The organism is Nocardia sp. NPDC056064 (genome assembly GCF_042266925.1).
Taxonomy (GTDB): Bacteria; Actinomycetota; Actinomycetes; order Mycobacteriales; family Mycobacteriaceae; genus Nocardia.
In genome coordinates, this window is sequence record NZ_JBHJWO010000002.1 from 570,450 (window position 1) to 590,975 (window position 20,526).

At 70.0% G+C, this 20,526-nt stretch carries 19 protein-coding genes and 1 rRNA gene; 11 read left to right on the forward strand and 9 right to left on the reverse strand.

Annotation, left to right across the window (positions count from 1 at the left end; translation table 11 throughout):
* Positions 1–24: 24 nt before the first annotated feature.
* From ACFC06_RS26540 to ACFC06_RS26550, 3 genes are all read left to right on the forward strand, one after another.
* Complete coding sequence (locus tag ACFC06_RS26540; RefSeq protein ID WP_375937230.1) at positions 25–996, forward strand: ABC transporter substrate-binding protein; 972 nt, start codon at positions 25–27, stop codon at positions 994–996.
* Positions 993–1,535: a GNAT family N-acetyltransferase gene (locus tag ACFC06_RS26545; protein ID WP_375937233.1), complete on the forward strand. Its 543-nt coding sequence runs from the start codon at positions 993–995 to the stop codon at positions 1,533–1,535. The genes ACFC06_RS26540 and ACFC06_RS26545 overlap by 4 nt, the downstream gene beginning before the upstream one ends.
* 89 nt (positions 1,536–1,624) lie before the next feature.
* Entirely contained in the window at positions 1,625–2,968 is a 1,344-nt protein-coding gene (locus ACFC06_RS26550) for an AIM24 family protein (protein ID WP_375937236.1), read from the forward strand.
* Between the two features lie 57 nt (positions 2,969–3,025).
* On the opposite strand, the gene ACFC06_RS26555 is transcribed toward ACFC06_RS26550, so the two are convergent.
* The gene (locus tag ACFC06_RS26555; RefSeq protein WP_375937239.1) at positions 3,026–4,312 is read right to left on the reverse strand and encodes a hypothetical protein; all 1,287 of its coding nucleotides are present in this window, start codon (positions 4,310–4,312) and stop codon (positions 3,026–3,028) included.
* A 379-nt stretch (positions 4,313–4,691) separates the two neighbouring features.
* Between ACFC06_RS26555 and ACFC06_RS26560 the strand changes: the two genes are divergently transcribed.
* The 3 genes from ACFC06_RS26560 (at position 4,692) to ACFC06_RS26570 (ending at position 7,160) form a co-directional block, all read left to right on the forward strand.
* Positions 4,692–5,249 carry a hypothetical protein gene (locus ACFC06_RS26560; protein WP_375937242.1) on the forward strand — a complete coding sequence of 186 codons (558 nt, stop codon included), beginning with the start codon at positions 4,692–4,694 and terminating at the stop codon, positions 5,247–5,249.
* Between the two features lie 110 nt (positions 5,250–5,359).
* Positions 5,360–6,505 (forward strand): acyl-CoA dehydrogenase family protein, encoded by a 1,146-nt coding sequence (locus ACFC06_RS26565; RefSeq protein WP_375937245.1) that lies wholly within the window; start codon positions 5,360–5,362, stop codon positions 6,503–6,505.
* A gap of 148 nt (positions 6,506–6,653) precedes the next feature.
* Complete coding sequence (locus tag ACFC06_RS26570) at positions 6,654–7,160, forward strand: DUF4254 domain-containing protein (RefSeq protein ID WP_375937248.1); 507 nt, start codon at positions 6,654–6,656, stop codon at positions 7,158–7,160.
* Positions 7,161–7,347: 187 nt separating this feature from the next.
* On the opposite strand, the gene ACFC06_RS26575 is transcribed toward ACFC06_RS26570, so the two are convergent.
* Together ACFC06_RS26575 and ACFC06_RS26580 are read right to left on the reverse strand one after the other, a co-directional pair.
* Positions 7,348–7,908 carry an Rv3235 family protein gene (locus ACFC06_RS26575; RefSeq protein ID WP_375937251.1) on the reverse strand — a complete coding sequence of 187 codons (561 nt, stop codon included), beginning with the start codon at positions 7,906–7,908 and terminating at the stop codon, positions 7,348–7,350.
* A gap of 111 nt (positions 7,909–8,019) precedes the next feature.
* Positions 8,020–8,862, reverse strand: coding sequence for a DUF72 domain-containing protein (locus ACFC06_RS26580; RefSeq protein WP_375937254.1), 843 nt, complete (start codon positions 8,860–8,862; stop codon positions 8,020–8,022).
* 105 nt (positions 8,863–8,967) lie between these two features.
* On the opposite strand from ACFC06_RS26580, the gene ACFC06_RS26585 reads away from it, so the two are divergent.
* Genes ACFC06_RS26585 through ACFC06_RS26600 form a run of 4 tightly spaced genes read left to right on the forward strand, consistent with a single transcriptional unit; the run spans position 8,968 to position 13,010 of the window.
* Positions 8,968–10,191: an MFS transporter gene (locus ACFC06_RS26585; RefSeq protein WP_375937257.1), complete on the forward strand. Its 1,224-nt coding sequence runs from the start codon at positions 8,968–8,970 to the stop codon at positions 10,189–10,191.
* A 19-nt stretch (positions 10,192–10,210) separates the two neighbouring features.
* Positions 10,211–10,405: a hypothetical protein gene (locus tag ACFC06_RS26590; protein ID WP_375937260.1), complete on the forward strand. Its 195-nt coding sequence runs from the start codon at positions 10,211–10,213 to the stop codon at positions 10,403–10,405.
* A 59-nt stretch (positions 10,406–10,464) separates the two neighbouring features.
* A complete protein-coding gene (locus tag ACFC06_RS26595) occupies positions 10,465–11,670 on the forward strand; it encodes an Ig-like domain-containing protein (protein ID WP_375937262.1) in 1,206 nt (401 codons plus the stop codon).
* The gene (locus ACFC06_RS26600) at positions 11,667–13,010 is read left to right on the forward strand and encodes an LCP family protein (protein ID WP_375937265.1); all 1,344 of its coding nucleotides are present in this window, start codon (positions 11,667–11,669) and stop codon (positions 13,008–13,010) included. Before ACFC06_RS26595 ends, ACFC06_RS26600 begins: the two co-directional genes overlap by 4 nt.
* 45 nt (positions 13,011–13,055) lie before the next feature.
* On the opposite strand, the gene fadD32 is transcribed toward ACFC06_RS26600, so the two are convergent.
* Both fadD32 and ACFC06_RS26610 read right to left on the reverse strand, forming a co-directional pair.
* The gene (gene fadD32, locus ACFC06_RS26605) at positions 13,056–14,939 is read right to left on the reverse strand and encodes a long-chain-fatty-acid--AMP ligase FadD32 (RefSeq protein WP_375937268.1); all 1,884 of its coding nucleotides are present in this window, start codon (positions 14,937–14,939) and stop codon (positions 13,056–13,058) included.
* A 26-nt stretch (positions 14,940–14,965) separates the two neighbouring features.
* Positions 14,966–16,219 (reverse strand): KasA/KasB family beta-ketoacyl-ACP synthase, encoded by a 1,254-nt coding sequence (locus ACFC06_RS26610; RefSeq protein WP_375937271.1) that lies wholly within the window; start codon positions 16,217–16,219, stop codon positions 14,966–14,968.
* Positions 16,220–16,389: 170 nt separating this feature from the next.
* Here ACFC06_RS26610 and ACFC06_RS26615 point away from each other — a divergent pair, with 170 nt between their 5' ends.
* A complete protein-coding gene (locus ACFC06_RS26615; RefSeq protein WP_375937274.1) occupies positions 16,390–17,382 on the forward strand; it encodes an acyl-ACP desaturase in 993 nt (330 codons plus the stop codon).
* Positions 17,383–17,403: 21 nt separating this feature from the next.
* On the opposite strand, the gene ACFC06_RS26620 is transcribed toward ACFC06_RS26615, so the two are convergent.
* The 4 genes from ACFC06_RS26620 to rrf all read right to left on the reverse strand — a co-directional run.
* Positions 17,404–18,693, reverse strand: a complete 1,290-nt coding sequence (locus tag ACFC06_RS26620) for a diguanylate cyclase domain-containing protein (protein WP_375937277.1) — start codon at positions 18,691–18,693, stop codon at positions 17,404–17,406.
* 27 nt (positions 18,694–18,720) lie between these two features.
* A complete protein-coding gene (locus tag ACFC06_RS26625; protein WP_375937280.1) occupies positions 18,721–19,530 on the reverse strand; it encodes an SAM-dependent methyltransferase in 810 nt (269 codons plus the stop codon).
* Between the two features lie 91 nt (positions 19,531–19,621).
* Complete coding sequence (locus ACFC06_RS26630; protein ID WP_375937283.1) at positions 19,622–20,284, reverse strand: YdcF family protein; 663 nt, start codon at positions 20,282–20,284, stop codon at positions 19,622–19,624.
* A gap of 151 nt (positions 20,285–20,435) precedes the next feature.
* Positions 20,436–20,526 (reverse strand): 5S ribosomal RNA (gene rrf / locus ACFC06_RS26635); the annotation flags it as partial.

A 20,526-nucleotide genomic window follows, 5' to 3' on the forward strand; every position in this document is an offset into this window, starting at 1 on the left:
TTCGCACTCCCCGAAAGGAACACCATGAACACCCTCCCGTTGCGCCGCACGGCGATTCCCGCCTTCGCGCTGCTCACCAGCGTGCTGGTCGCCGGCTGCGGTACACCCGCGCCCGCCGCCACCGCCACGGCACCGGGCTTCCCGATGACGATCTCGAGCTGCGGACGCGATGTCACCTTCAGCGCCCCACCGCAGCGGGTCGTCACGGTCGGCTCGGTGGCCGCGCCGCTCATCGCCGCCGCCGGTGCCGCCGACCACATCGTCACCCGCACGTTCGAGGCGGCCGCGTTCCCCGGCCAGTACGGCAAGGCCCTGGAAGGTATCGAGATCACCGCGCCCACCGCCGAACTCGCGCGGGAGGAGATCATCAACCGGACCCCGGATCTGGTGGTCAGCGTCGAAGGTCTGTCGGTGACGCCCGAAGACCTTGCCGCGGTGAACATCCCGCTCATCGTCACCCGCGGGTACTGCCGCGACGCCAAGGGCTCCCTCGACGACATCCTCGCCGACATCACCCTCTACGGAAAGCTCTTCGGCACCTCGGCCGCCGCCGACGCCGAGGTCAGCGCGCTGCGCGCCCGGGTGGACGCCGTCACCGAGCGGCACCGCGACGACAAGGCCCGCACCAAGGCGGCGGCGCTGATCATCTCCCGCGACGGTGCCCAGCTCAAGGCCTACGGCACCCAGAGCACCGTCGACGAGCAGATGCGCATCCTCGGTCTGGACAACGTCTACGGCGATGTCACCAAGCGCAATTTCGAGATCGGCACCGAAACCCTGCTGGCCCGCGATCCGGAGGTGATCATCCTGCTCACCCAGGGCGATCAGACCCCCGAATCGGTGCGCGCGGCGCTGCGGCAGCGCACCGAACTGGCCGGGCTGAGCGCGCTGCGCTCGGATCGGATCATCGTGGCGCCCTTCGGGTACACCGGCCCGGGGCCGGTCGCCGTCGAGGGGCTGGAAGTGCTCGATCGCGAACTCGGCGCGCTGCGATGACGGCCGTCGCCGCCGGATACCGGGTCCGGCTCGCGCGGGCCGAGGATCTCGCGGGTGCGCGCAGCGTCATGCTCGACACGTTCTATCAGGTCTTCGGCATCGGCTACCTGCCCGAATACCACCAGGACGTGATCGATCCGGACACCGCGTACCTGCGGCATCCGCGCAACCGGCTGTGGGTGGCCGAACTCGACGGCACCGTCGTGGCCACCACCGCGATCCGCGCCAAGGGGCCCGCGCATCCGCCGCACCCGGCCGAACTCGCCGCGCGCTATCCCGACGAGACCACCGCCCAGCTGTTCCGGGTCTACGTGCGGCCCGAACACCAGCGGCACGGGCTCGCCACCCGGCTGGTCGAGGCCGCCGTCGCCCACGTGCGTGACACCCCCGCGTTCGACCGGCTCTACCTGCACACCGACGCGCGCACCCCCGGCGCGCTGGAGTTCTGGCAGACCTTCGGCCGGATCGTGCACGACGCGCGCGGCCCACACAGCGGGTTCCAGACCGTGCATCTGGAGATCGCGCTGGATCGCGGCTGACGCTGGCGCGGTCGCGGCACACACGGCACTATCGAGGTCGTGGAAGACTTCCGAATCGGACAAACCTCCCGTTCGCGAGGTGTGGTGTCGTGACCGCGCTGGCTCGTGGGGAGAACCGGCCCGCGCCCGGTGACCAGCTGACCGTGACCGTGGCCAGCTCGGCCTCGGTGGACGTGTCGGCCCTGCTGCTCACCGAGGCCGGGGTGGTGCGCTCCGACGCCGACTTCGTGTTCTTCAACCAGCCCACCGGGCCGGGCGTGGTCTACCGGCACGGCAACGGCGGCCCCGACGTGGTGCAGGTGCAGACCTCGGCCCTGCCCGCCGGTATCGACCGGGTGGTGGTCACCGCCAGCCTCGACGGCCGTGGCCCCGCCACCTTCGCCGCCGTCGGCCAGCTCACCGCCACCATCGGATCCGGTTCGGACACACTGACTTTCCCGATCTCCGGGCTCACCACCGAGAGCGGCGTGGTGTGCGTGGAGATCTACCGGCGCGGTGGCGGCTGGAAGGTGCGGGCCATCGGCCAGGGCTACGACGACGGGCTCGCCGGTATCGCGTCGGCCTTCGGCGTCAACCTCGACGACGAACCCGAACCGGCTCCCCCGTCCCGCACCGCCCCCACCGTCGCCTATCCACCCTCCGCGCCCCCACCGCCCCCTCCCGGGCAGCACCAGCCTTCGTACGCCTCTCAGCAAGGAGCCCAGCCCGTGCACAGCGACCTGTTCGATCCCTCGCACGCCGAGGTCAACGGCCTCGGTATCCAGAAGCAGGGCGGCAAGATGGTCAAGGTCGGACTCAACGGGGAGGTGATGGCCAGGGCCGGGTCGATGGTGGCCTACCAGGGTGAATTGCAGTTCCAGGCCCTGGGTTCCGGCGGGATCGGGCGGGCCATCCGCCAGCACCTGACCGGGGAGGGTGTGCCGTTGATGAAGGTCAGCGGGCGCGGTGACCTGTTCCTGGCCAACAGCGCCGCCGACGTGCACCTCATCGACCTCGACGGCAGCGACGGCCTCACCATCAACGGCGCCAATGTCCTCGCCTTCGACCCGACCCTGCGGTACGACATCGGCCGCGTCCAGGGCGCCGCGAGCTATGCCTCCAACGCGGGCCTGTTCAACTGCGTGTTCACCGGCCGCGGCCGCATCGCCATCACCACCCACGGTTCCCCGGTGGTCCTCAACGTCGACCAGGCCACCTACGCCGACCCCAATGCCGCCGTCGCCTGGTCGTCGAGCCTGCAGACCGGCATCAAGCGCAACGACTCCTTCGGCCTGGGCCGCCTGATGGGCCGCAGCACCGGCGAGGCCAGCACCCTGTCGTTCACCGGCCGCGGCTTCGTCATCGTCCAGCCCTCCGAGCTGCCCCCGGGCGGCCTGATCGGCGGCACCGGCGGCGGCCAGCAGGCGGGCCACGGCGGCGGCCTGTTCGGCTGACGAAAAAATCCGGCGGCACACCCTCGGGTGCGCCGCCGGACCATGGTCGATCGGGATCTAGGAGCCCGCGCGTTCCTTGCGGGCCTGGCGACGGGCCTCGCGCATGGCGTTGAGTTCCTGCTCGAGGCTCTCGGCGATGCGGAACTGGCCGGTGTCGTAGACATTGACCGGCTCGATGGCCTCGTAGCCGAAGTTGGCCTCCGCGAAGGCCTTCTCGACGCGGGCCTCGATGTCGGAGATGGTGCTCTTGCGGGCGGCGGGGACCGCGTCGGCGGGCTTGGTCGCCTCGGTGGGCTCGGCCGGCTTGGGCGCGGGCTCGGGCGCGGCGGCGGGCACCGTGGACTTCTTGGTGGCCTTGTCCGAGGCCGACGGCTTGCCGATGCCGAAACGCTTGCGCTTCTCGGTGGGGCGGCCGTTGCCGACCGGCTCGCTCGGCGTCCAGGCGGGCTCACGGGTGACAGGCACCGTGGGTGCGGTGGCGGCGGGCGGCTCCGGGCTCGACAGCCCGGTCATCGGCGGCTGATAGGTCAGGCGCACCGAGTCGGTGGGCTGCCGGTTGAGCAGACTCTCGGCCGGATCGGGCATGTCCCGGATCTGGCTGGTCGCGCGGGTGATGGCCAGGCCGTAGCGGGCGCTGGCCGCGTCGTGGATGAGCAGCGCGACACCGATCATCACCGGCGCCACCGCGTGCACCGCGGCGTCGTACCAGCGCCCGTCGCGCACATAGGGATAGGTGTTGAGGGTGACGGTCAGGCCCAGCAGCGCCAGTTCGGCGAGCGCGACCTGGCGCCGGTTGTCGATGACGCCCCACTCGGCGACCTTGTTGGTACCGACCATGATGATGATCAGGCAGACGCTGATCATCGCCTCGAGCAGATAGCTGAACCAGAACAGCGGATCGCTGGGCCCACCGGGCGCGATGTTCTGCTGGACGTTCACCGCCGACCACAGCATGCCCGCGCCGACGACGCCCGCCAGCGCTTTGAGCGACCACGACCGATGCCGGTACAGCGAAGCCAGCTTCGCGTGCGGGCTCGATTCGCGCCGCTGGGAGGCCATCGCCTTTCTGGCGAGCAGCAGATCTCGCATGTCGGCCTTCTCGATTGCTTCGGTGGTCTGTCGGGCGCGGTCGGAGGCCTGGGCCATCGCCTGGGTGTGTTTCCAGCGCTGTTCGCGATCCTGTTCACGGATGCGTTCGGCGAGTTCCCGTTCGGCGCGCAGCTCGTCTTCCGACAGCGCGTCGGTGAGCGCCGGATCGAATTGATAGGCCAGGCGCCCGCGCGCGCGTTCGACGCGCTGGGCGAGCTGGGTGACGTCGTCCTCGAGCGGAGTCTCGATGGTCATGCCACACCACCGCCCCGGCGTCGCGAAGGCAGGCGGGTGACCACACGTGTGAACGGCACACGCCATTCTTAGTCCATCCACCCTCGAGCGCGAAACCGATGCTCGGACACCGCTCCCCAGACACGGCGCGCCGCGCGCGACACGCGCAACAGATCCTGCGGATTTCGTGGGCTGCGAAGATAATCGCCGCCCGCCGCCGGGACCGGAGTTTCCGGCCGTTCGGTGCCCGACTGTTGCCGAACATCGTTCGTGTCCCGTGCGGGCCGGGCGTGTCGGTTCACCGGGCGACGCGGCCGCCCGCGCCATAGGGTAGGCCGAAACGGGGGGCCGCCGAAGGGGTTCGGGGCCCGCCCGCGAGATCGATTCCGAGGGTGGAGAATTGACCGAGTACACCGAGCCGGACCGCGCCGTCGCCGACCGGCTCGAGCCGTGGATCGCGCGTCTGGGCGCCGACCGCAAGGCCTACCAGCACCACGTCCTGCGGGTTCTGCGCTTCGCCGACCTGCTGTTCGCCCGCACCGGCGCGCCGGGACCGCCGCCGAGCGGACGCGAGGAGTTCGTCACCGCGGCCACCTTCCACGATCTGGGTATCTGGGCCGCGGGCACCTTCGACTATCTCGAGCCCTCCTGCGCGCTGGCGGGCGACTGGCTGATCGCCCACGGCCGCGAGGACCTGTCCGAACTGGTCTGCCGGATGATCCGCGACCACCACCGGATCCGCCCGGCCGGTCGCGCCGCCGATCCGGTGGAGCTGTTCCGCCGCGCGGATCTGATCGATGTCTCCTGCGGCGCGCGGCGCTTCGGCCTGTCCTTCGCCACCTACGTGGGCGTCGTCCGGCAGCTCCCGGACAGCGGTTTCCACCTCAAGCTCGCGGAGCTCACGATGCGCCGCGCGCTCATCCATCCACTGTCTCCGCTACCGATGATCCGCTGGTGAGAGGCCATTTTCGCGATATTATTGTCACGGCGCCAATACTGGTGCACACTGGTAGCCGTAACCACCGGTCACATCTGGACCGGTGCTGTGCCGAGCCGTAAGGAGACTCGATGGCCGCCAATCGTTCCAGCTGGATGAACGAGGACCTGGACGCCCTGCGCGACCTCGCCCGCGCTTTCATGGCCAAGGAACTCGTGCCGAACATCGACAAGTACCGCGAGCAGCACCACGTGGACCGCGACCTGTGGAACAAGGCTGGCGAAGTGGGCCTGCTGTGTCTGTCGATCCCGGAGGAGTACGGCGGCGGTGGCGGCACCTTCGCCCACGAGGCCGTGCTCATGGAGGAGCAGGCCCGCGCGGTCGACACCTCGTGGGGCGTCAGCCTGCACAACGGCATCGTCGCGCACTACCTGCTCGCCTACGGCACCGAGGAGCAGAAGAAGCAGTGGCTGCCCAAGATGGCCAGCGGTGAGGTCGTCGGCGCCATCGCGATGACCGAGCCCGGCACCGGCTCGGACCTGCAGGCCGTCAAGGCCAAGGCCATCCGCGACGGCGACGAGTACGTCATCAACGGGTCCAAGACCTTCATCACCAACGGCGCCCAGGCCGACCTGATCATCGTGGTCGCCAAGACCGACCCCACCCAGGGCGCCGCCGGTGTCTCGCTGGTGCTGGTCGAGGCCGACCGCGCCGGGTTCCGTCGCGGGCGCGTGCTGGACAAGATCGGCCAGAAGGGCCAGGACACCTCCGAGCTGTTCTTCGAGGACGTGCGCGTCCCGGTGACCAACCTGCTCGGCACCCAGGAGGGTCAGGGCTTCATCCAGCTCATGCAGCAGCTGCCGCAGGAGCGCCTGATCGTGTCGATGGGCGCGGTCGCGGGCATGGAGGTGGCCCTGGACCACACCCTGCGCTACACCAAGGAGCGCGAAGCCTTCGGCCGCCCGGTCTTCGGGTTCCAGAACACCAAGTTCAAGCTGGCCGAGGTCGCCACCGAGGCGCGCATCGCGCGGGTGTTCATCGACGACTGCGTCGAGAAGCACATCCGCGGCGAACTCGACATCCCCACCGTCGCCATGGCCAAGTGGTGGACCACCGACCGCGCCATGCAGATCGCCGACACCTGCCTGCAGCTCTTCGGTGGCTACGGCTACATGAACGAGTACCCGATCGCGCGCATGTGGGTCGACAACCGCGTCCAGCTCATCTACGCGGGCACCAACGAGATCATGAAGGAGATCATCGCGCGCAGCCTGTAGGTTCGCCGCACCCGATGACCTCGACCGGCCGCGCACAGCACCTGTGCGCGGCCGGTTCTCGCTGTGCGGCGGGCGACCTATCCGGATTCCGCACCGGGACGAATGCCTCCTCGACAGCGTGCCCAGCGGACGAGGACGGTGCGAGCAGGTGGAGACCGACGGCGGCGGCGCATCGGGTGGGCGGGATCGGTCGCTGCCCGCCCGGGCACAGATGATGCGGGCGGTCTGCGGCGTCACCGGGGACGGTGATCCGGTGCTGTGCGCGGCGCACGAGCTGGCCGCTCTGCACGAACGCCGCGAACAGCTCGCTCCCGGCGACACCCGCGAGATCGACGGTGAGCGTGCGCGTCTGGTGTGCGAGATCGACCGCTGGGTGGTGATCCGCTCGCCCCGGCCCGCGCTCACCGCGCCCATGCACACCGAGAGCATCGGCGCCGTGATCGACCGCATGGCGCACTTCGCCGCCCTCACCTACCGCGCCCTGACGTGCGGCGCCGAATCCGAACTGCGCGCCGCCCAGCAGCGCCTGCACGAACTCGCCTGCGGCTACGGCGATCTCATCGCCGAGGTCGCCACCGGCACCCGCCGCCTGCCCGACGGCGACCCGGAAAACGATGGCGCACAACCAAGCCGGGACCACCCACACACCGAATAACAGGTGGTGCGCCGCCCGAGACCGGCCACGGAACCCGCGCACCAGCTCTCCCGCCGCGCTGGGGTGCACAACCCCACCCTCCCCCAGGTCCGGCGCGGCACCCGGTCCCCGCCTTCGGGCAGCGGGGACCGTCCGTACTCCGGAAACAATCGGCCCCGTACCGCGGTGGTACGGGGCCGATCTCTCGTCAGTACAGGCGCACCGCGACCAACTGCCAACCGCGCGAAGTGGTTTCGATCCGGCCCGCCAGCGCGAGGGTGCGCTTGCCCCGCTGATAGGTCGCGAACAGCTCGGTGGCATCGGTCTCCGTCGGAGTCAGCCGCACGTTGATCGCGGTGGCCGAGCCGAGTGCGCGGCCCGGCGCGAGGTCGTTGCGCACGATCGTCTCGATCGAGGACAGGACCTTCGGGTCGACCACGGCGTTCAGCTGGGCCGGCGTACGGCGACGATCGACGACCTCGAGCAGCAGCCGTACCGCTTGGTCGGCGAAACGTTCGGCGCCGTCGGCGAATCCGGCGCGCGGGCGTCGGCCGGTCTCGCTCGCGGCGGATTCGGGATGCCCGTTGCGGTGACATCCCCGCCGCACCGCGAGACGGATGCCCAGCGGCGCGCCCGCGCGGCGGGCGCGGTAATGGCGGGAAATCGGCTGTGTGGCACCGGTGTTCGCGGCCGGGCGGTGGCCGGTCGGCTGCAGCAGCCCCGGTTCGCAGTGCGGCGCGGACGACAACGACAGTGGATCCGTAGACATGGCACGTCCCCTCGAGTCGGCCCACCCACTCCCCAGTAGTGGCGCACAGCATGCCACGGGGGTACGACAGGTGTCCGTGGAATCGGGGCAGGTCACCTCACGGTGTCCGGCTCAGAACAGGGTCATCGGTTCGGTGGGCGCGGGGGTGGGCTGGGCGGGGAGTTCGGGCAGCTCGGCGCGGACCTCGTCGTGGAAACGGCGGGCCAGATCGCGGGCGGAGGCGTTGTCGGGGGTGTGCACGAACACCGTCGGCGAGCGGCCCTCGCGCAGCCACGTCACCACCGTCTCCACCCACGGCCGCCAGCCCGCCACGGTCCGGTCGACATCGGCGCGGCCGTGGTAGCGCACGATCGGGTACTCCGTGAGCGCGCGCATCCGGCGCGGCACCCGCGGCTTCTTGGCCCGCGCCTCGAACTCCGACGGGTCGCCCGCCGGTCCGTCGAACAGCACCGTCGTGTCGAAGGGCACCCACTCCGCCCCGATCCGGCCGAGCACCCGCTCGAGCTGCACCGCGGCGCGCTCGTCGGTGAAGAACGCGGGGTGGCGCACCTCGACCGCGCAGCGCAGCCCGGCGGGCAGTTCGCGCTGGAACCGGGCCAGCGCGCCCAGATCGGTCGGCCCGAAGGAGGCGGGCAGCTGGATCCACAGGGCGTGCACCCGCGAACCGAGCGGCGCCATCACGTCGAGGAAGGCGGCCAGCTCGGCGCCGGCGTCGACGAGCCTGCGCTCGTGGGTGACCGCACGCGGCGGCTTGAGCACGAACCGGAAGTCCGGCGCGGTCTGGCCCGCCCAGGACTCGACGGTGGACGGCGACGGTGTCGCGTAGAAGGTGGTGTTGCCCTCCACCGCCGCGCAGTACCCCGAATACGCCCGCAACCGCTCCCCCGGCGCGGGCAGCCGCTCCTGCCACTGCGGATGGGTCCACATGGCACATCCCATCCGCAGCTCACGCACAGGCCGACGGTAGTACAGCGAACGTCCACGCCTAAAATGAGACCGGTTGCCACCATTTCGCCCCGTGCGCGTTCCCCGGTGCGCGCACGACGGAAAGGGCCTGTGATGGCGATTCTCACCAGTGAGCGGCTGCCCGCTGCCCGCACCGCGCGCACCCGGTCCTGGCTGGGCGTTTCCGCCGCCATGGTGGCGATCGCGTGGGGCGGCAACGAGTTCACGCCACTGCTGGTGATGTACAAGGCGCACGGCCTGCCGCTGACCGCGGTCGACCTGCTGCTGTTCTACTACGTCCTCGGTATCGTGCCCGCCCTGCTCATCGGCGGACCGCTCTCGGACCGTTTCGGCCGCCGCCCGCTCATGCTCCCGGCCCCCCTCATCGCCGCGGCGGGCTCGCTGCTGCTGGCCGCCGGTGCCGCCTCGGTGCCGATGCTGGCGGCCGGGCGGATGCTGTGCGGTGTCGCGCTGGGACTGGCGATGGCCGTCGGCGGCAGCTGGCTCAAGGAACTGTCCCAGCCGCCTCACGACCCCGCGCCCGCAGGCACCGGCGCCCGCCGCTCGGCCATGAGCCTGACCGCGGGTTTCGCGCTCGGCGCGGGCGTGGCGGGCACCCTGGCCCAGTGGGGTCCGCTGCCCGATTCCACCGCCTACCTGGTGAATGCCGCGCTGTGCGTGGCGACCTCGCTCTGGCTGGCCCGCACCCCGGAAACGGTGACCCGGCCCGCGCACCCGGGCAGCTTGCGCGAGGACCTGAAGATCCCCGCCGCCGGGCACCGCCGGTTCCTGCGCGTCGCGGTACCGGTGGCCCTGTGGCTGTTCACCGCCAACGCCACCGCCTACGCGGTGCTCCCGACGCTGATGTTGCCGCGCGTGCAGCAGGCGCCGATCGCCTTCTCCGCCCTGGTCACCATGGTCACGCTGGGCTGCGGTTTCACCATCCAGTCCGTCGCCCGCCGCATCGACCGGCCGGGCACCGCCAGGGCCGCGGTGGTCGCGCTGATCCTGCTCACCGTGGGTATGGGGCTGGCCGCGTGGACGGCCGCGACCCTGAGCGTGTGGGTGACCCTGCTGACCGCGGTGGTCCTCGGCAGCGGCTACGGCATCGGCCTGGTGGCGGGCCTGCAGCAGATCGAGCGCATCGCGGGCCCCGGCGATCTGGCCGGGCTCAATGCCGTCTTCTACTCGGTGAGCTACCTGGGCTTCGGTGTGCCCGCGGTGCTGTCGGCGCTGCACGGCAGCTTCGGCTTCGGCTACCCGGTCATGTACGTGATCACCGCCCTGATCGCCGCGAGCTGCCTCGCCTTGGTCGCCGCCAACTACCGCGAGCGCTGACCGTGGCACCATGCAAGGCATGGACGAGGACCGGGTCGAGACGCTGCGGCGCTGGGCCGATTCCGGCGCGATCTGGCGGGTCCTGAGCCGCCGCGGCGACACCGTGACCATCGGCCTGTTCGAATGCACCGGCGGTCAGGAGGCCGACCGCTTCACCTCCGGCGACCCCGCCCTGCTGCGATTTCTCGGCGAACGCACCAGCAGCGAAGACTGATCCGCGCCGCGCGGCGAGCTACGCTGGTCGGGGCCGCGCAGCGAGCAGGAGGTGACACGGTGGACCGACGGCAATTCGGGGTGGGACTCGTCGCCGCGCTCGCCGTAGCCGTCACCGCCTGCGACTCCACGAGCTCCGACGCCCCGGCGACCACCACCGAGCCCGAGCCCGTCATCACCATCGTGCCCGCCGCCGACGCCACCGCCGTGGACCCGCTCGGGCCGGTCCGGGTGAGCACCAACGCGGGCACCCTCACCGAGGTCACCATGACCAACGAGGCGGGCCGCACGATCGAGGGCATCTTCACCCCCGACAAGAGCGCCTGGAAACCCGCCGAACCGCTGGGCTACGGCCACACCTACACGATCCGGGCCGAGGCGCTCACCGTCACCGGCCGGGTCGGGCCGATCACCTCCTCCTTCGCCACGCTGGCCCCGAACAACCAGACGAAGGTGTACTTCCGCACCACCGGCGGCGCCGCGCTGGCCCCGACCGGGGAGTACGGCGTGGGCACCGTGGTCGTCGCGCACTTCGACGAGGACGTCCCCGACCGCGCCGTCGCCGAGCAGATGCTCGCGGTCCGCACCGAACCCCCGGTCCCCGGCTCCTGGTACTGGCTCGACGACCGCAACGCCCACTGGCGCCCACAGAACTACTACACCCCGGGCACGAAGGTCACCCTGACGGCCGACATCTACGGCAAGGATCTCGGCGGCGGCCTCTACGGCCAGGAGGACACCGAGACCAGCTTCACCATCGGCCCCTCGCACGTCTCCCTCGTCGACGACAACGACAAGCAGGTACGCGTCTACGAGAACGGCACCCTGATCAAGACCATGCCAACCTCGATGGGCCGCGGCGGCAGCGAGGAGATCGCGGGCAAGACCATCTCCTTCTGGACCCAGCCCGGCGTCTACACCGTCATGGACAAGGCCAACCCGGTGATCATGGACTCCTCCACTTACGGCCTGCCGGTCAACTCCCGGCTCGGCTACAAGGAGAGCATCGGCTGGGCCACCCGGATCAGCACCGACGGCATCTACCTGCACCAGCTCGACGACACCGTCTGGGCGCAGGGCAACACCAATGTCTCGCACGGCTGCCTGAATCTCAGCGGCGAGAACGCGCAGTGGTTCTACGAATTCTCCCGGCCCGGTGACGTGGTGGAGATCCGCAACACCGGCGGCGCACCGCTCGAGGTGTGGCAGAACGGCGACTGGAGTGTGCCGTGGGAGCAGTGGCAAGCGGGTAGTGCGCTGCGGTGACCCGCGACCACGGTCCGTCACCACGCCGGGACCCGTCCCGGTGCGGACCACGCCGGGTCGGCGAACCGGTCACCGGCGTATCCCGGGCGCGCGGGCTCGCACCGCTGCGCCGCGTGTGCCTGATCCTGGTGCGGCTGTGCGCGGCGCTGCTCGCGCTGGCGGTGCTCACCGGTACCGGCATGGCCTGGTCGGCCAAGAACGAAGTCGAGTCCGGCTTCACCCATTCCACCGCCCTCGGCCAGGACGCGCCCCGCTCCCGCGGCGGCGCGGTGAACATCCTGCTGATCGGCCTGGACACCCGCAAGGACCTCGACGGCAACGACCTGCCCCCGGAAGTCCTCGCGGCCCTGCACGCCGGCGACGGCTCCCAGGGCGGCTACAACGCCAATTCGCTGATCCTGCTGCACATTCCGGCCGACCGCGACCGCGTCGTCGCCTTCTCCATCCCGCGCGACAACTACGTGCGCGTCACCGGCATCCCCGGCTATCAGCAGATCAAGATCAAAGAGGCGTACGGGCTGAAGAAGGCCGCGGTGCACGCGCGGCTGCTCGAGCAGGGCGAGACCGACCCGGTGGTGCTGGAACGGCGCGGCCGGGAGGCGGGCCGCGCCTCCGTGGTCGCGGCGGTACGTGACCTGGTCGGGGTGCCGATCGACCGGTTCGCCGAGATCTCACTGGCCGGTTTCTACGATCTGGCCACCGCGATCGGCGGCGTGGACGTGTGCCTCAACAACCCTGTCGACGACAGCGAGTACTCCGGCGCGGTGTTCCCCGCGGGCCCCCAGCATCTCGACGGCGCCCAGGCGCTGGCCTTCGTGCGCCAGCGCCACGGCCTGTTCCACGGCGACCTCGACCGCACCCACCGCCAGCAGGCCTTCCTCACCGCGGTGGCGGCGAAACTCCGCGAGTCCGGCACGCTCACCGACCTGAGCAAGCTGTCGTCGCTGATGACGACGGCGCACCAGGACATCGTGCTCTCCGACGGCTGGAATCCGTTCGACTTCGCCCGCGAACTCGGCGCCGCCGGAACACTTCCCGTCGAGTTCCGCACACTGCCGGTGCTGCGCTACGACGTGATCGACGGCCAGGACGTGAACATCATCGATCCCGCCGCGATCCGCCACGAGGTACGCACGGCCTTCGGCCTCGAATCCCCCGACCCCGCCCACTCCACCGACGAATCGGCCGATGTCACGTCCGAATCCGCCGATACCGAAACGTCCGCGACGCCACTCCCCGCGGGCGCCCCCTCCACCGACACCGAATCCGCCACACCACTCCCCGACGCGGGCGCCCCGGTCACCACCGTCCCCGGCGACACCATCCCCTGCGTGGACTGAGGTCCGGCCACCGAAACCCGGTGACCGAACCGTCTTCAGTCCTCGTCAGTCCTCCGGCGCGTCCGGATAGGCGTCCTGCCGGTATCCCCCGCGCAGCGTGCCGTCCACATAGGCGGCCTTGCAGGCCCGCCGCGCGATCTTGCCGCTCGACGTGCGCGGAATCGACCCCGCGGGCACCAGCAGCAGATCCCGCACCATCACCCCGTGCCTGCGCGCGATGGCCGCGCGCACCGCGTCCACGATCGGCCCCGGCTCGAGTTTCGCCGCGCCCGTGCCGCGTTCGGCCACAACCACCAGCGCCTCGGCCATCTCGTCGGTACTGCCGCCCGCGGCCTGCACCGGCGCGGGCAGTTCCCGCGTCTGCACCGAGAACGCCGCGACGAATCCCGGCCGCAGCGCCGTGCTGGCCTCCTGTGCGGAGTACTCGAGATCCTGCGGGTAGTGATTGCGCCCGTCGACGATCACCAGGTCCTTCACCCGGCCGGTGATGAACAGCTCGCCGTCGTGGTAGGCGCCGAAATCGCCGGTGCGCATCCACCGCGCGTCGTCGGGGGCGCCCTCGGCCCGGCTGCCGACCGGGTTGCGCCTGGTCACCCGGTTGTGGAAGGTCTCGGCGGTCTCGTCGGCCCGGCCCCAGTACCCGATGCCCATATTGTCGCCGTGTAGCCAGATCTCGCCGACCTCGCCGTCGCGGCGCTCGTTGCCGGTCTCCGGGTCCACGATCACCGCCCACTGCGACCGCGCCACATACCCGCACGACACCTGCGCCACGGCCTGCGGCGCGTGCTCGTCGACCTCGATCATCCGGCCCGCGCCGAGCTGCGCGCGGTCCACGTAGACCACCCGCGCCTCGTCGTCGCGCCTGGTCGCCGAGACGAACAGGGTCGCCTCGGCCATCCCGTAGCAGGGTTTGATCGCGGTCTTGGACAGCCCGTAGGGCGCGAACGCCTCGTTGAACTTGCGCATCGAGGCCACCGACACCGGCTCGCTGCCGTTGATCAGCCCGATCACATTGGACAGATCCAGCGTCTCGCCGTCCTTGGGCAGCCCACGCACCGCCGCGTGCTCGAACGCGAAATTCGGTGCCGCCGAGTAGATCTCGGCACCGTCGGACTGCGCGGCCAGTTCCTTGATCCAGCGCGAGGGCCGCCGCACGAACGCGCTCGGCGACATGATGGTGATGAACTTGCCGCCGATCGTCGGCAGGATCACCGTGAGCAGGCCCATGTCGTGGAACAGCGGCAGCCAGGTGACCCCGCGGGCGTTCTCGGTGATGCCGATGGCGTCGATCATCTGCAGCAGATTGGTACCCACCGACCGGTGCGTGATCTCCACCCCGGCGGGCACCCGGGTGGAGCCCGAGGTGTACTGCAGATAGGCCACGCTGTCGATATTGATCTCGGGCCTGCGCCACCCCTGCCCGACGGTGTCCGGAATCGCCTCCACCGCGATGATCCTGGGCCGTTGCGCGGCGGGCAGTTCGCGGAAGAACTTACGCACCCCCGCCGCCGCGCTGCCCACGGTGAGCACCGCGGCCGGATCACAGTCACCGAGCACCGCGTGCAGCCGGTCGCTGTGGCCCTGTTCCTCCGGGTCGAACAGCGGCACCGCCACATTGCCCGCGTACACGGCCGCGAACAGCGCCACCACATAGTCCAGCCCCTGCGGCGCCAGCACCGCCACCCGGTCACCGGGCGCGGTCACCTGCTGCAGCCGGGCCGCGACCGCCCGCAGCCGGACGCCGAATTCCCGCCAGGTCAGTTCCTGGTATTCCCCCTCGCGTTCGCGCGAATAGTCGATGAAGCGGTAGGCCAGATCGTCACCGTTGGCCTCGCTGTGCTTGTCGACGAAGTCGATCAAGGTCTGGTCACCCGGAATCCGGATATTGCCCTGCGCGTCCACATAGTCGTCGAATGTCTCGCCGATCATTCCCAATCCTTTTGTGGCAGTTGGTGTCAGTACCGTCCGAAGGCGATCGCCACGTTGTGCCCGCCGAATCCGAAGGAGTTGTTCACCGCGTAGTCGACCCGGCCGGGCCTGGCCTGCCCGCACACCACGTCGAGATCGATCTCGGGGTCCTGGTTCTCCAGGTTCAGCGTGGGCGGAATGACGCTGTCGCGCACGGTGAGTACGGTGAGTACCGCTTCGAGCGCGCCGACCGCGCCGATCGAATGTCCCAGTGCCGATTTCGGCGCGTACACCGAGGCGTGCGCGCCGATCGCCTTACCGATGGCATTGGCCTCGGCGGTGTCCCCGATGGGGGTGGCGGTGGCGTGGGCGTTGATGTGGGTGACGTCCTCGCGGCCGATCCCACCGGTCTGCAGCGCCCGCGTCATCGCCCTGGCCGCGCCGGTCCCCTCGGGATCGGGTGCGACGAGGTGGAATCCGTCGGAGGTGACCCCCGCGCCGAGCAGCCGCGCGTGGATGGTGGCGCCGCGTGCCTTGGCGTGTTCCTCGGTCTCGATCACCATCATCGCGCCCGCCTCGCCGAAGACGAAGCCGTCGCGGTCGCGGTCGAAGGGCCGCGAGGCCGCCTTGGGGTCGTCGTTGCGGGTGCTCATGGCGCGCATCTGGGTGAACGCCGCGATCGGCACCGCCTGGATGGACCCCTCGACGCCGCCGGTGACCACCATGTCGGCGTCGCCCATCACGATCATCCGCCAGGCGTTGGCGATCGCCTCCGAGCCCGACGAGCAGGCCGACACCGGCGTGGAAACCCCTGCCCGCGCACCCAATTCGAGTCCGACGCAGGCGGCGGGACCGTTGGGCATGATCGCCTGCACGGTGTGCGGGGAGACCTTGCGGTAGCCACCGTTGCCGAGCTTGTCCCGGGCGTAGATCAGTGATTCGGCGCCGCCGAGTCCGGTGCCCACCGAGACGCCGAGCCGGTCGCGGTCCACCTCGGGACTGCCCGCGTTGCGCCACACCTCACGACCGAGGACCACGGCCATCTGCTCGACATAGGACAGCCTGCGCGCCTCTTCACGGGTCAGCGAGGCGGCGGGAGAAACCTTGAGGTGGCCGCCGATCCGGACCGGCAACTCGAAATCGTCGATGAAGGAATCCTCGAGGACGTCGATCCCGCTTTCGCCGTTGAGCAGACCCTTCCAGGTCGAGTCGACGTCGCCCGCGATCGACGTGGTCGCCGCCAGGCTCGTGACCACGATGTCCGTCATAGTTTTTCGCTCACTCTCTCTAGCTAATGCCACGACTGATCGGGTACCGCTGATGGAGCTGAACTGGTGGAGCGTATATGTACTCGGCGCGACGCGCCCAAATTCAGAAACATGCGCTGCCGCACCGTGTCGTTCGGAAGCGCTCTGTACTGGGTCTACGCTAGCGCAACTCATGCTTTTCACTTGCACGGAAGGTAACGAGCGTGGCCAGGAACCTCACCCAACTGGAACTTCTCATCGAGCTGGAAGGGGTGGCGGCCGACAATGTCGACCGTCATCTGTCCATGGCCAAGGACTGGCACCCGCACGACTACGTCCCGTGGGACGAGGGCCGCAATTTCGCCGCCATGGGCGGAAACGATTGGGAGCCGGGACAATCCCGGCTCACCGACGTCGCCAAAGCGGCCATGATCACCAACCTGCTCACCGAGGACAACCTGCCCTCCTACCACCGCGAGATCGCCGAGAACTTCTCCCAGGACGGCGCCTGGGGAACCTGGGTGGGGCGCTGGACGGCCGAGGAGAACCGGCACGGGATCGTCATCCGGGACTATCTGGTCGTCACCCGCGGGGTCGACCCGGTGGCCCTGGAACAAGCCAGGATGATCCACATGACCAACGGCTATTCGGCCATGGCCGTGGTCGACGCCAAGCGCCCCGGCTTCGACATCCAGGCCACCTCCGGCGCCGGTTTCCTGTTCTCGGTGGCCTACGTGACCTTCCAGGAACTGGCCACCCGGGTCAGCCACCGCAACACCGGCCGCGTCTGCGACGACCCGGTCGCCGACCGCATGCTCGCGCGGGTGGCCACCGACGAGAACCTGCACATGATCTTCTACCGCAACCTGTGCGCCGCCGCGCTGGACCTCGCGCCCGACCAGACCATCGAGGCGATCAACACCATCGTGCAGGGCTTCCAGATGCCCGGCGCGGGCATGCCGGGCTGGCGCCGCAACGGGGTGCTCATGGCCAAGCACGGCATCTACGATCTGCGCCAGCATCTCGAGGAGGTGCTGTGGCCGGTACTGCGCAAGTGGAATGTCTTCGAGCGCACCGACTTCGGGCCACGCGGGGAACAGTGCCGCGAAGACCTCGCCGCCTTCCTGGAGCGGCTCGGCACCGATGTGCTGCGCTTCGAGGAGCAGCGGGATCGCTCGCTGGCGCGGGCCGCGCAGCGCGAACGTCAGCCGATCTGACCGGCGCCGGGTCCGGCTCGCTCAGCGGGCCGGATCGCGGCGGGTGTCGTTCTTGTTGCGGTACATCGCCGAATCGGCGGTGTGCACGAGATCGTCGACGGCATGGGGCAATTCGTCGAAGTAGGCGGTACCGATGCTCACCCCGACGGCGAGGACGTGCCCATCGACTTCCAGCGGCCGGGTGAGCTCGGCGAGCAGCTCGTCGGCCAGTGCGCGCACCTGCGCTTCGTCCACGCAGTTCTCGGCCAGCACCAGGAATTCGTCGCCCCCGATGCGGGCCGCGAGCGCGCCCTGGGCGGCCACGGTCTCGCGCATCCGGTCGGCGACCACCCGCAGCACCCGGTCCCCGATACGGTGCCCCCACAGATCGTTGATCTCCTTGAAGCCGTCCAGGTCCAGATAGCAGACCCCGATCGGCGACGCGGCGTCGGCGAGCCGGTTGAACAGGTGCGGGCGGTTGGGCAGGCCGGTGAGCGCGTCGTGGTTGGCGTCGCGCCAGAGCCGGTCGGCGAGCAGCTTGCGCTGGGTGACATCGACCGCGACGCCGATCAGGAACTCGATGCCGTTGTCCGCGTCGCGCACCGCCGACATCGACAGATCGATATAGGTGATCCGCCCGTCCGGATGCCGATGCTCGGTTTCGGTACGGAAGCTCTCGGACTCCCCCGCGACCATCCGCTGCAATTCCTGGAATGCCTGGTTGAGGTTCTGTGGGCCGAGGATGTCGGCGACCGTGCGGCCGGGCATCGTCTCCGGTGTCTGCCCGAGCATCGTGGCCAGCGTGGCATTGCAGTTCACCACGTGCCCGGTCATGTCGACGGTGCCGATGCCGACGAGCGCGCCGTCGAAGACCGCCTCGAACCGTGCCTCCGACAGGGCGCGGCGGTGTTCGGCCTCGCGCGCGGCCGCGAGCACCGCGGCCAGTGTCGCCTCCTGCTCGGCCAGGGCGGCCGAGCGCAGGGCCGCGGTGAAACCGGCGGCGAAATCGGCGGCCAGCTCTATCGCGCGTTCCCGGATCAGCGGCAGCGACGGGTCGTCGGGGCCGTCGGCGGCGGCATCGACCAGGTCGTGGCACAGAATCCGGACCGTGCGGCTCACGGCCGCGGAATCGCGGTAGTTGGCCGCCACCAGCATGCGCGCCGAACGCCGCGCGATATCGGGGTCCTCGCCGCCGCGGGCCGCCTCGATCAGGCCGGTGCCCAGCGTGGCGAGCATGTCCTCGATCTGGGAGCGGTTCAGGGTGGGGGCGACGACGCCGTCGAGGGCGTCAGCCCACCGCTGCGCCAACTCCCACGACCCCACTGCTTCCACCCTGTCATCGTCCGCCGAGCGGCGGTGTCATCCCTTGCGCGCTACCCCACCGAGGCCCAGTGAACGGCCCGGCTTCTCGTGCTGGTCCCGCTCCGACTCCGGCCGCCACAGCGGCAGCTCCACCACGCCGGGCGACACCAGGTCCCAACCATGAAACATCTCGACGATCGCCGCCGCGGGCCGGAACTGGATCCCGACCTTGGTTTCGTTCGCCGAGTGCTCCCCCAGCTTACCGGCGTCCTCGGGACGCAGCTCAGAGGTGAGATGTGAAATGGCTATGAAACTGCCCGGTGCGACGACCTCCCGCAGCGCGGCCACCTTGCCGGCCGGGTCGTCGCTGTCCTGCACCAGGTGCAGCACCGCGATCAGGAGCACCCCGAGCGGCTGGGCGAAGTCGATCAGCCCGGTGGCGCGCACCGCGGCGATCAGCTCGTCGGACTTGCGCAGATCGGCTTCGAGCGCACCGGCGTTCTCGCGGCCGTGCAGGATGGTGCGTGAGTGCACCACCGCCACCGGGTCGATGTCGACGTAGAGCACCCGCGCCCGCGGATCGAGTTCGTGCACGATCTCGTGCACATTGCCCGCGGTGGGAATCCCGGAGCCGATGTCGAGGAACTGCCGGATCCCGGCGTCGAGCATGAACCGCACCGCCCGGCGCAGGAAGGCGCGATTGCTCAGCGCCAGGCGCGGCAGGTCGGGAACGAGCTGGGTGCCCATCTCCGCGGCCATCCGGTCGACGGCGAAGTTGTGCGAACCACCCAGCAGCGCGTCGTACATCCGAGCGGGGCTCGGCTGCTGCATGTCGACGCCTTCCGGCGCCCACGACGGCCTGTCCATCCCGTTCCCCTGTCTCTCGCCGGCGTCACCACGTCCACGGTGGCGCCAGAGGCATCGTAGACGCCCGCACCGACATCGGCGCGCCCTCGGCTCAGCTACCGGAACCGAAAGGCCGCGCCCACAGCGGCGCGACATCCGGTGTCATCGTGGCGACCACCGGGACACCCGCGTCGAGGAAGTTCTCCAGCGCGCGGCGCATGTGATCGGCGGAGGTGATCAGCACCGCCCGGTGCAGGCCGAGTGCCTCCATCAGGCGGGCCGAGAATTCGGCGTTCTGTACGGTCGAGCCCGCCTCGGTCTCGGCGTAAATCCGGTCGCGCGCCACCCCACGCAGGTGCAACCAGTCGGCCATCACCTGCGCCTCGGTGACCCCGTTGCGCGGATTGCCGCCGGTGACGATCACCGGGGAGGCCGGCGACATGAAAGCCTGGATCAGCGCCGCGTGCAGCCGGTTGCTGAGCTCGGCCCGCATGGTCCCGTCGGGCTGGAGCCCATAGCCGAGAACGACGATGGCGGTCTCGGGCCCGTAGGTGTCCGGGAGCTCGATACCGGCCACTCCCGCAACCGAATTCGCGGCACCGAGCACGCCGTAGGTGAGTCCCTGGGAGACCTCCTCGGCGATCCCCGCGAGCGGATCGTGCGCCGGCTCGGCGAGCGCGGGCGCCGCGGTGACGACGGCCCCGATCAGGGCGGCGGGCAGGACGAGAGCGGCAGCGCCGCGACGAACACACTGGTGAGTGAACAGCCAATCCACGGTGACCTCCCGAAGCTACGTCGCATCATGGTGACCGACGCGGGACGGCCGCGCGGAGGTTTCTGAAATATCGACGGTTCGGACTCTCGGCGGCTGATGGCGAACGCAAAAAGGCCCTCCAACCGAAGTTGGAGGGCCTTTCGCAATGATGTTCCGGCGGTGTCCTACTCTCCCACACCCTGTCGAGTGCAGTACCATCGGCGCAGGTGGCCTTAGCTTCCGGGTTCGGAATGGGACCGGGC

Excerpts from the sequence above, each read along its gene's own strand:
- ACFC06_RS26565 (WP_375937245.1), top strand. The coding sequence starts at position 5,360 with ATGGCCGCCAATCGTTCCAGCTGGATGAACGAGGACCTGGACGCCCTG.
- ACFC06_RS26575 (WP_375937251.1), bottom strand. The coding sequence starts at position 7,908 with ATGTCTACGGATCCACTGTCGTTGTCGTCCGCGCCGCACTGCGAACCG.
- ACFC06_RS26590 (WP_375937260.1), top strand. The coding sequence starts at position 10,211 with ATGGACGAGGACCGGGTCGAGACGCTGCGGCGCTGGGCCGATTCCGGC.
- ACFC06_RS26545 (WP_375937233.1), top strand. The coding sequence starts at position 993 with ATGACGGCCGTCGCCGCCGGATACCGGGTCCGGCTCGCGCGGGCCGAG.
- ACFC06_RS26625 (WP_375937280.1), bottom strand. The coding sequence starts at position 19,530 with ATGGACAGGCCGTCGTGGGCGCCGGAAGGCGTCGACATGCAGCAGCCG.
- fadD32 (WP_375937268.1), bottom strand. The coding sequence starts at position 14,939 with ATGATCGGCGAGACATTCGACGACTATGTGGACGCGCAGGGCAATATC.
- ACFC06_RS26540 (WP_375937230.1), top strand. The coding sequence starts at position 25 with ATGAACACCCTCCCGTTGCGCCGCACGGCGATTCCCGCCTTCGCGCTG.
- ACFC06_RS26555 (WP_375937239.1), bottom strand. The coding sequence starts at position 4,312 with ATGACCATCGAGACTCCGCTCGAGGACGACGTCACCCAGCTCGCCCAG.
- ACFC06_RS26585 (WP_375937257.1), top strand. The coding sequence starts at position 8,968 with ATGGCGATTCTCACCAGTGAGCGGCTGCCCGCTGCCCGCACCGCGCGC.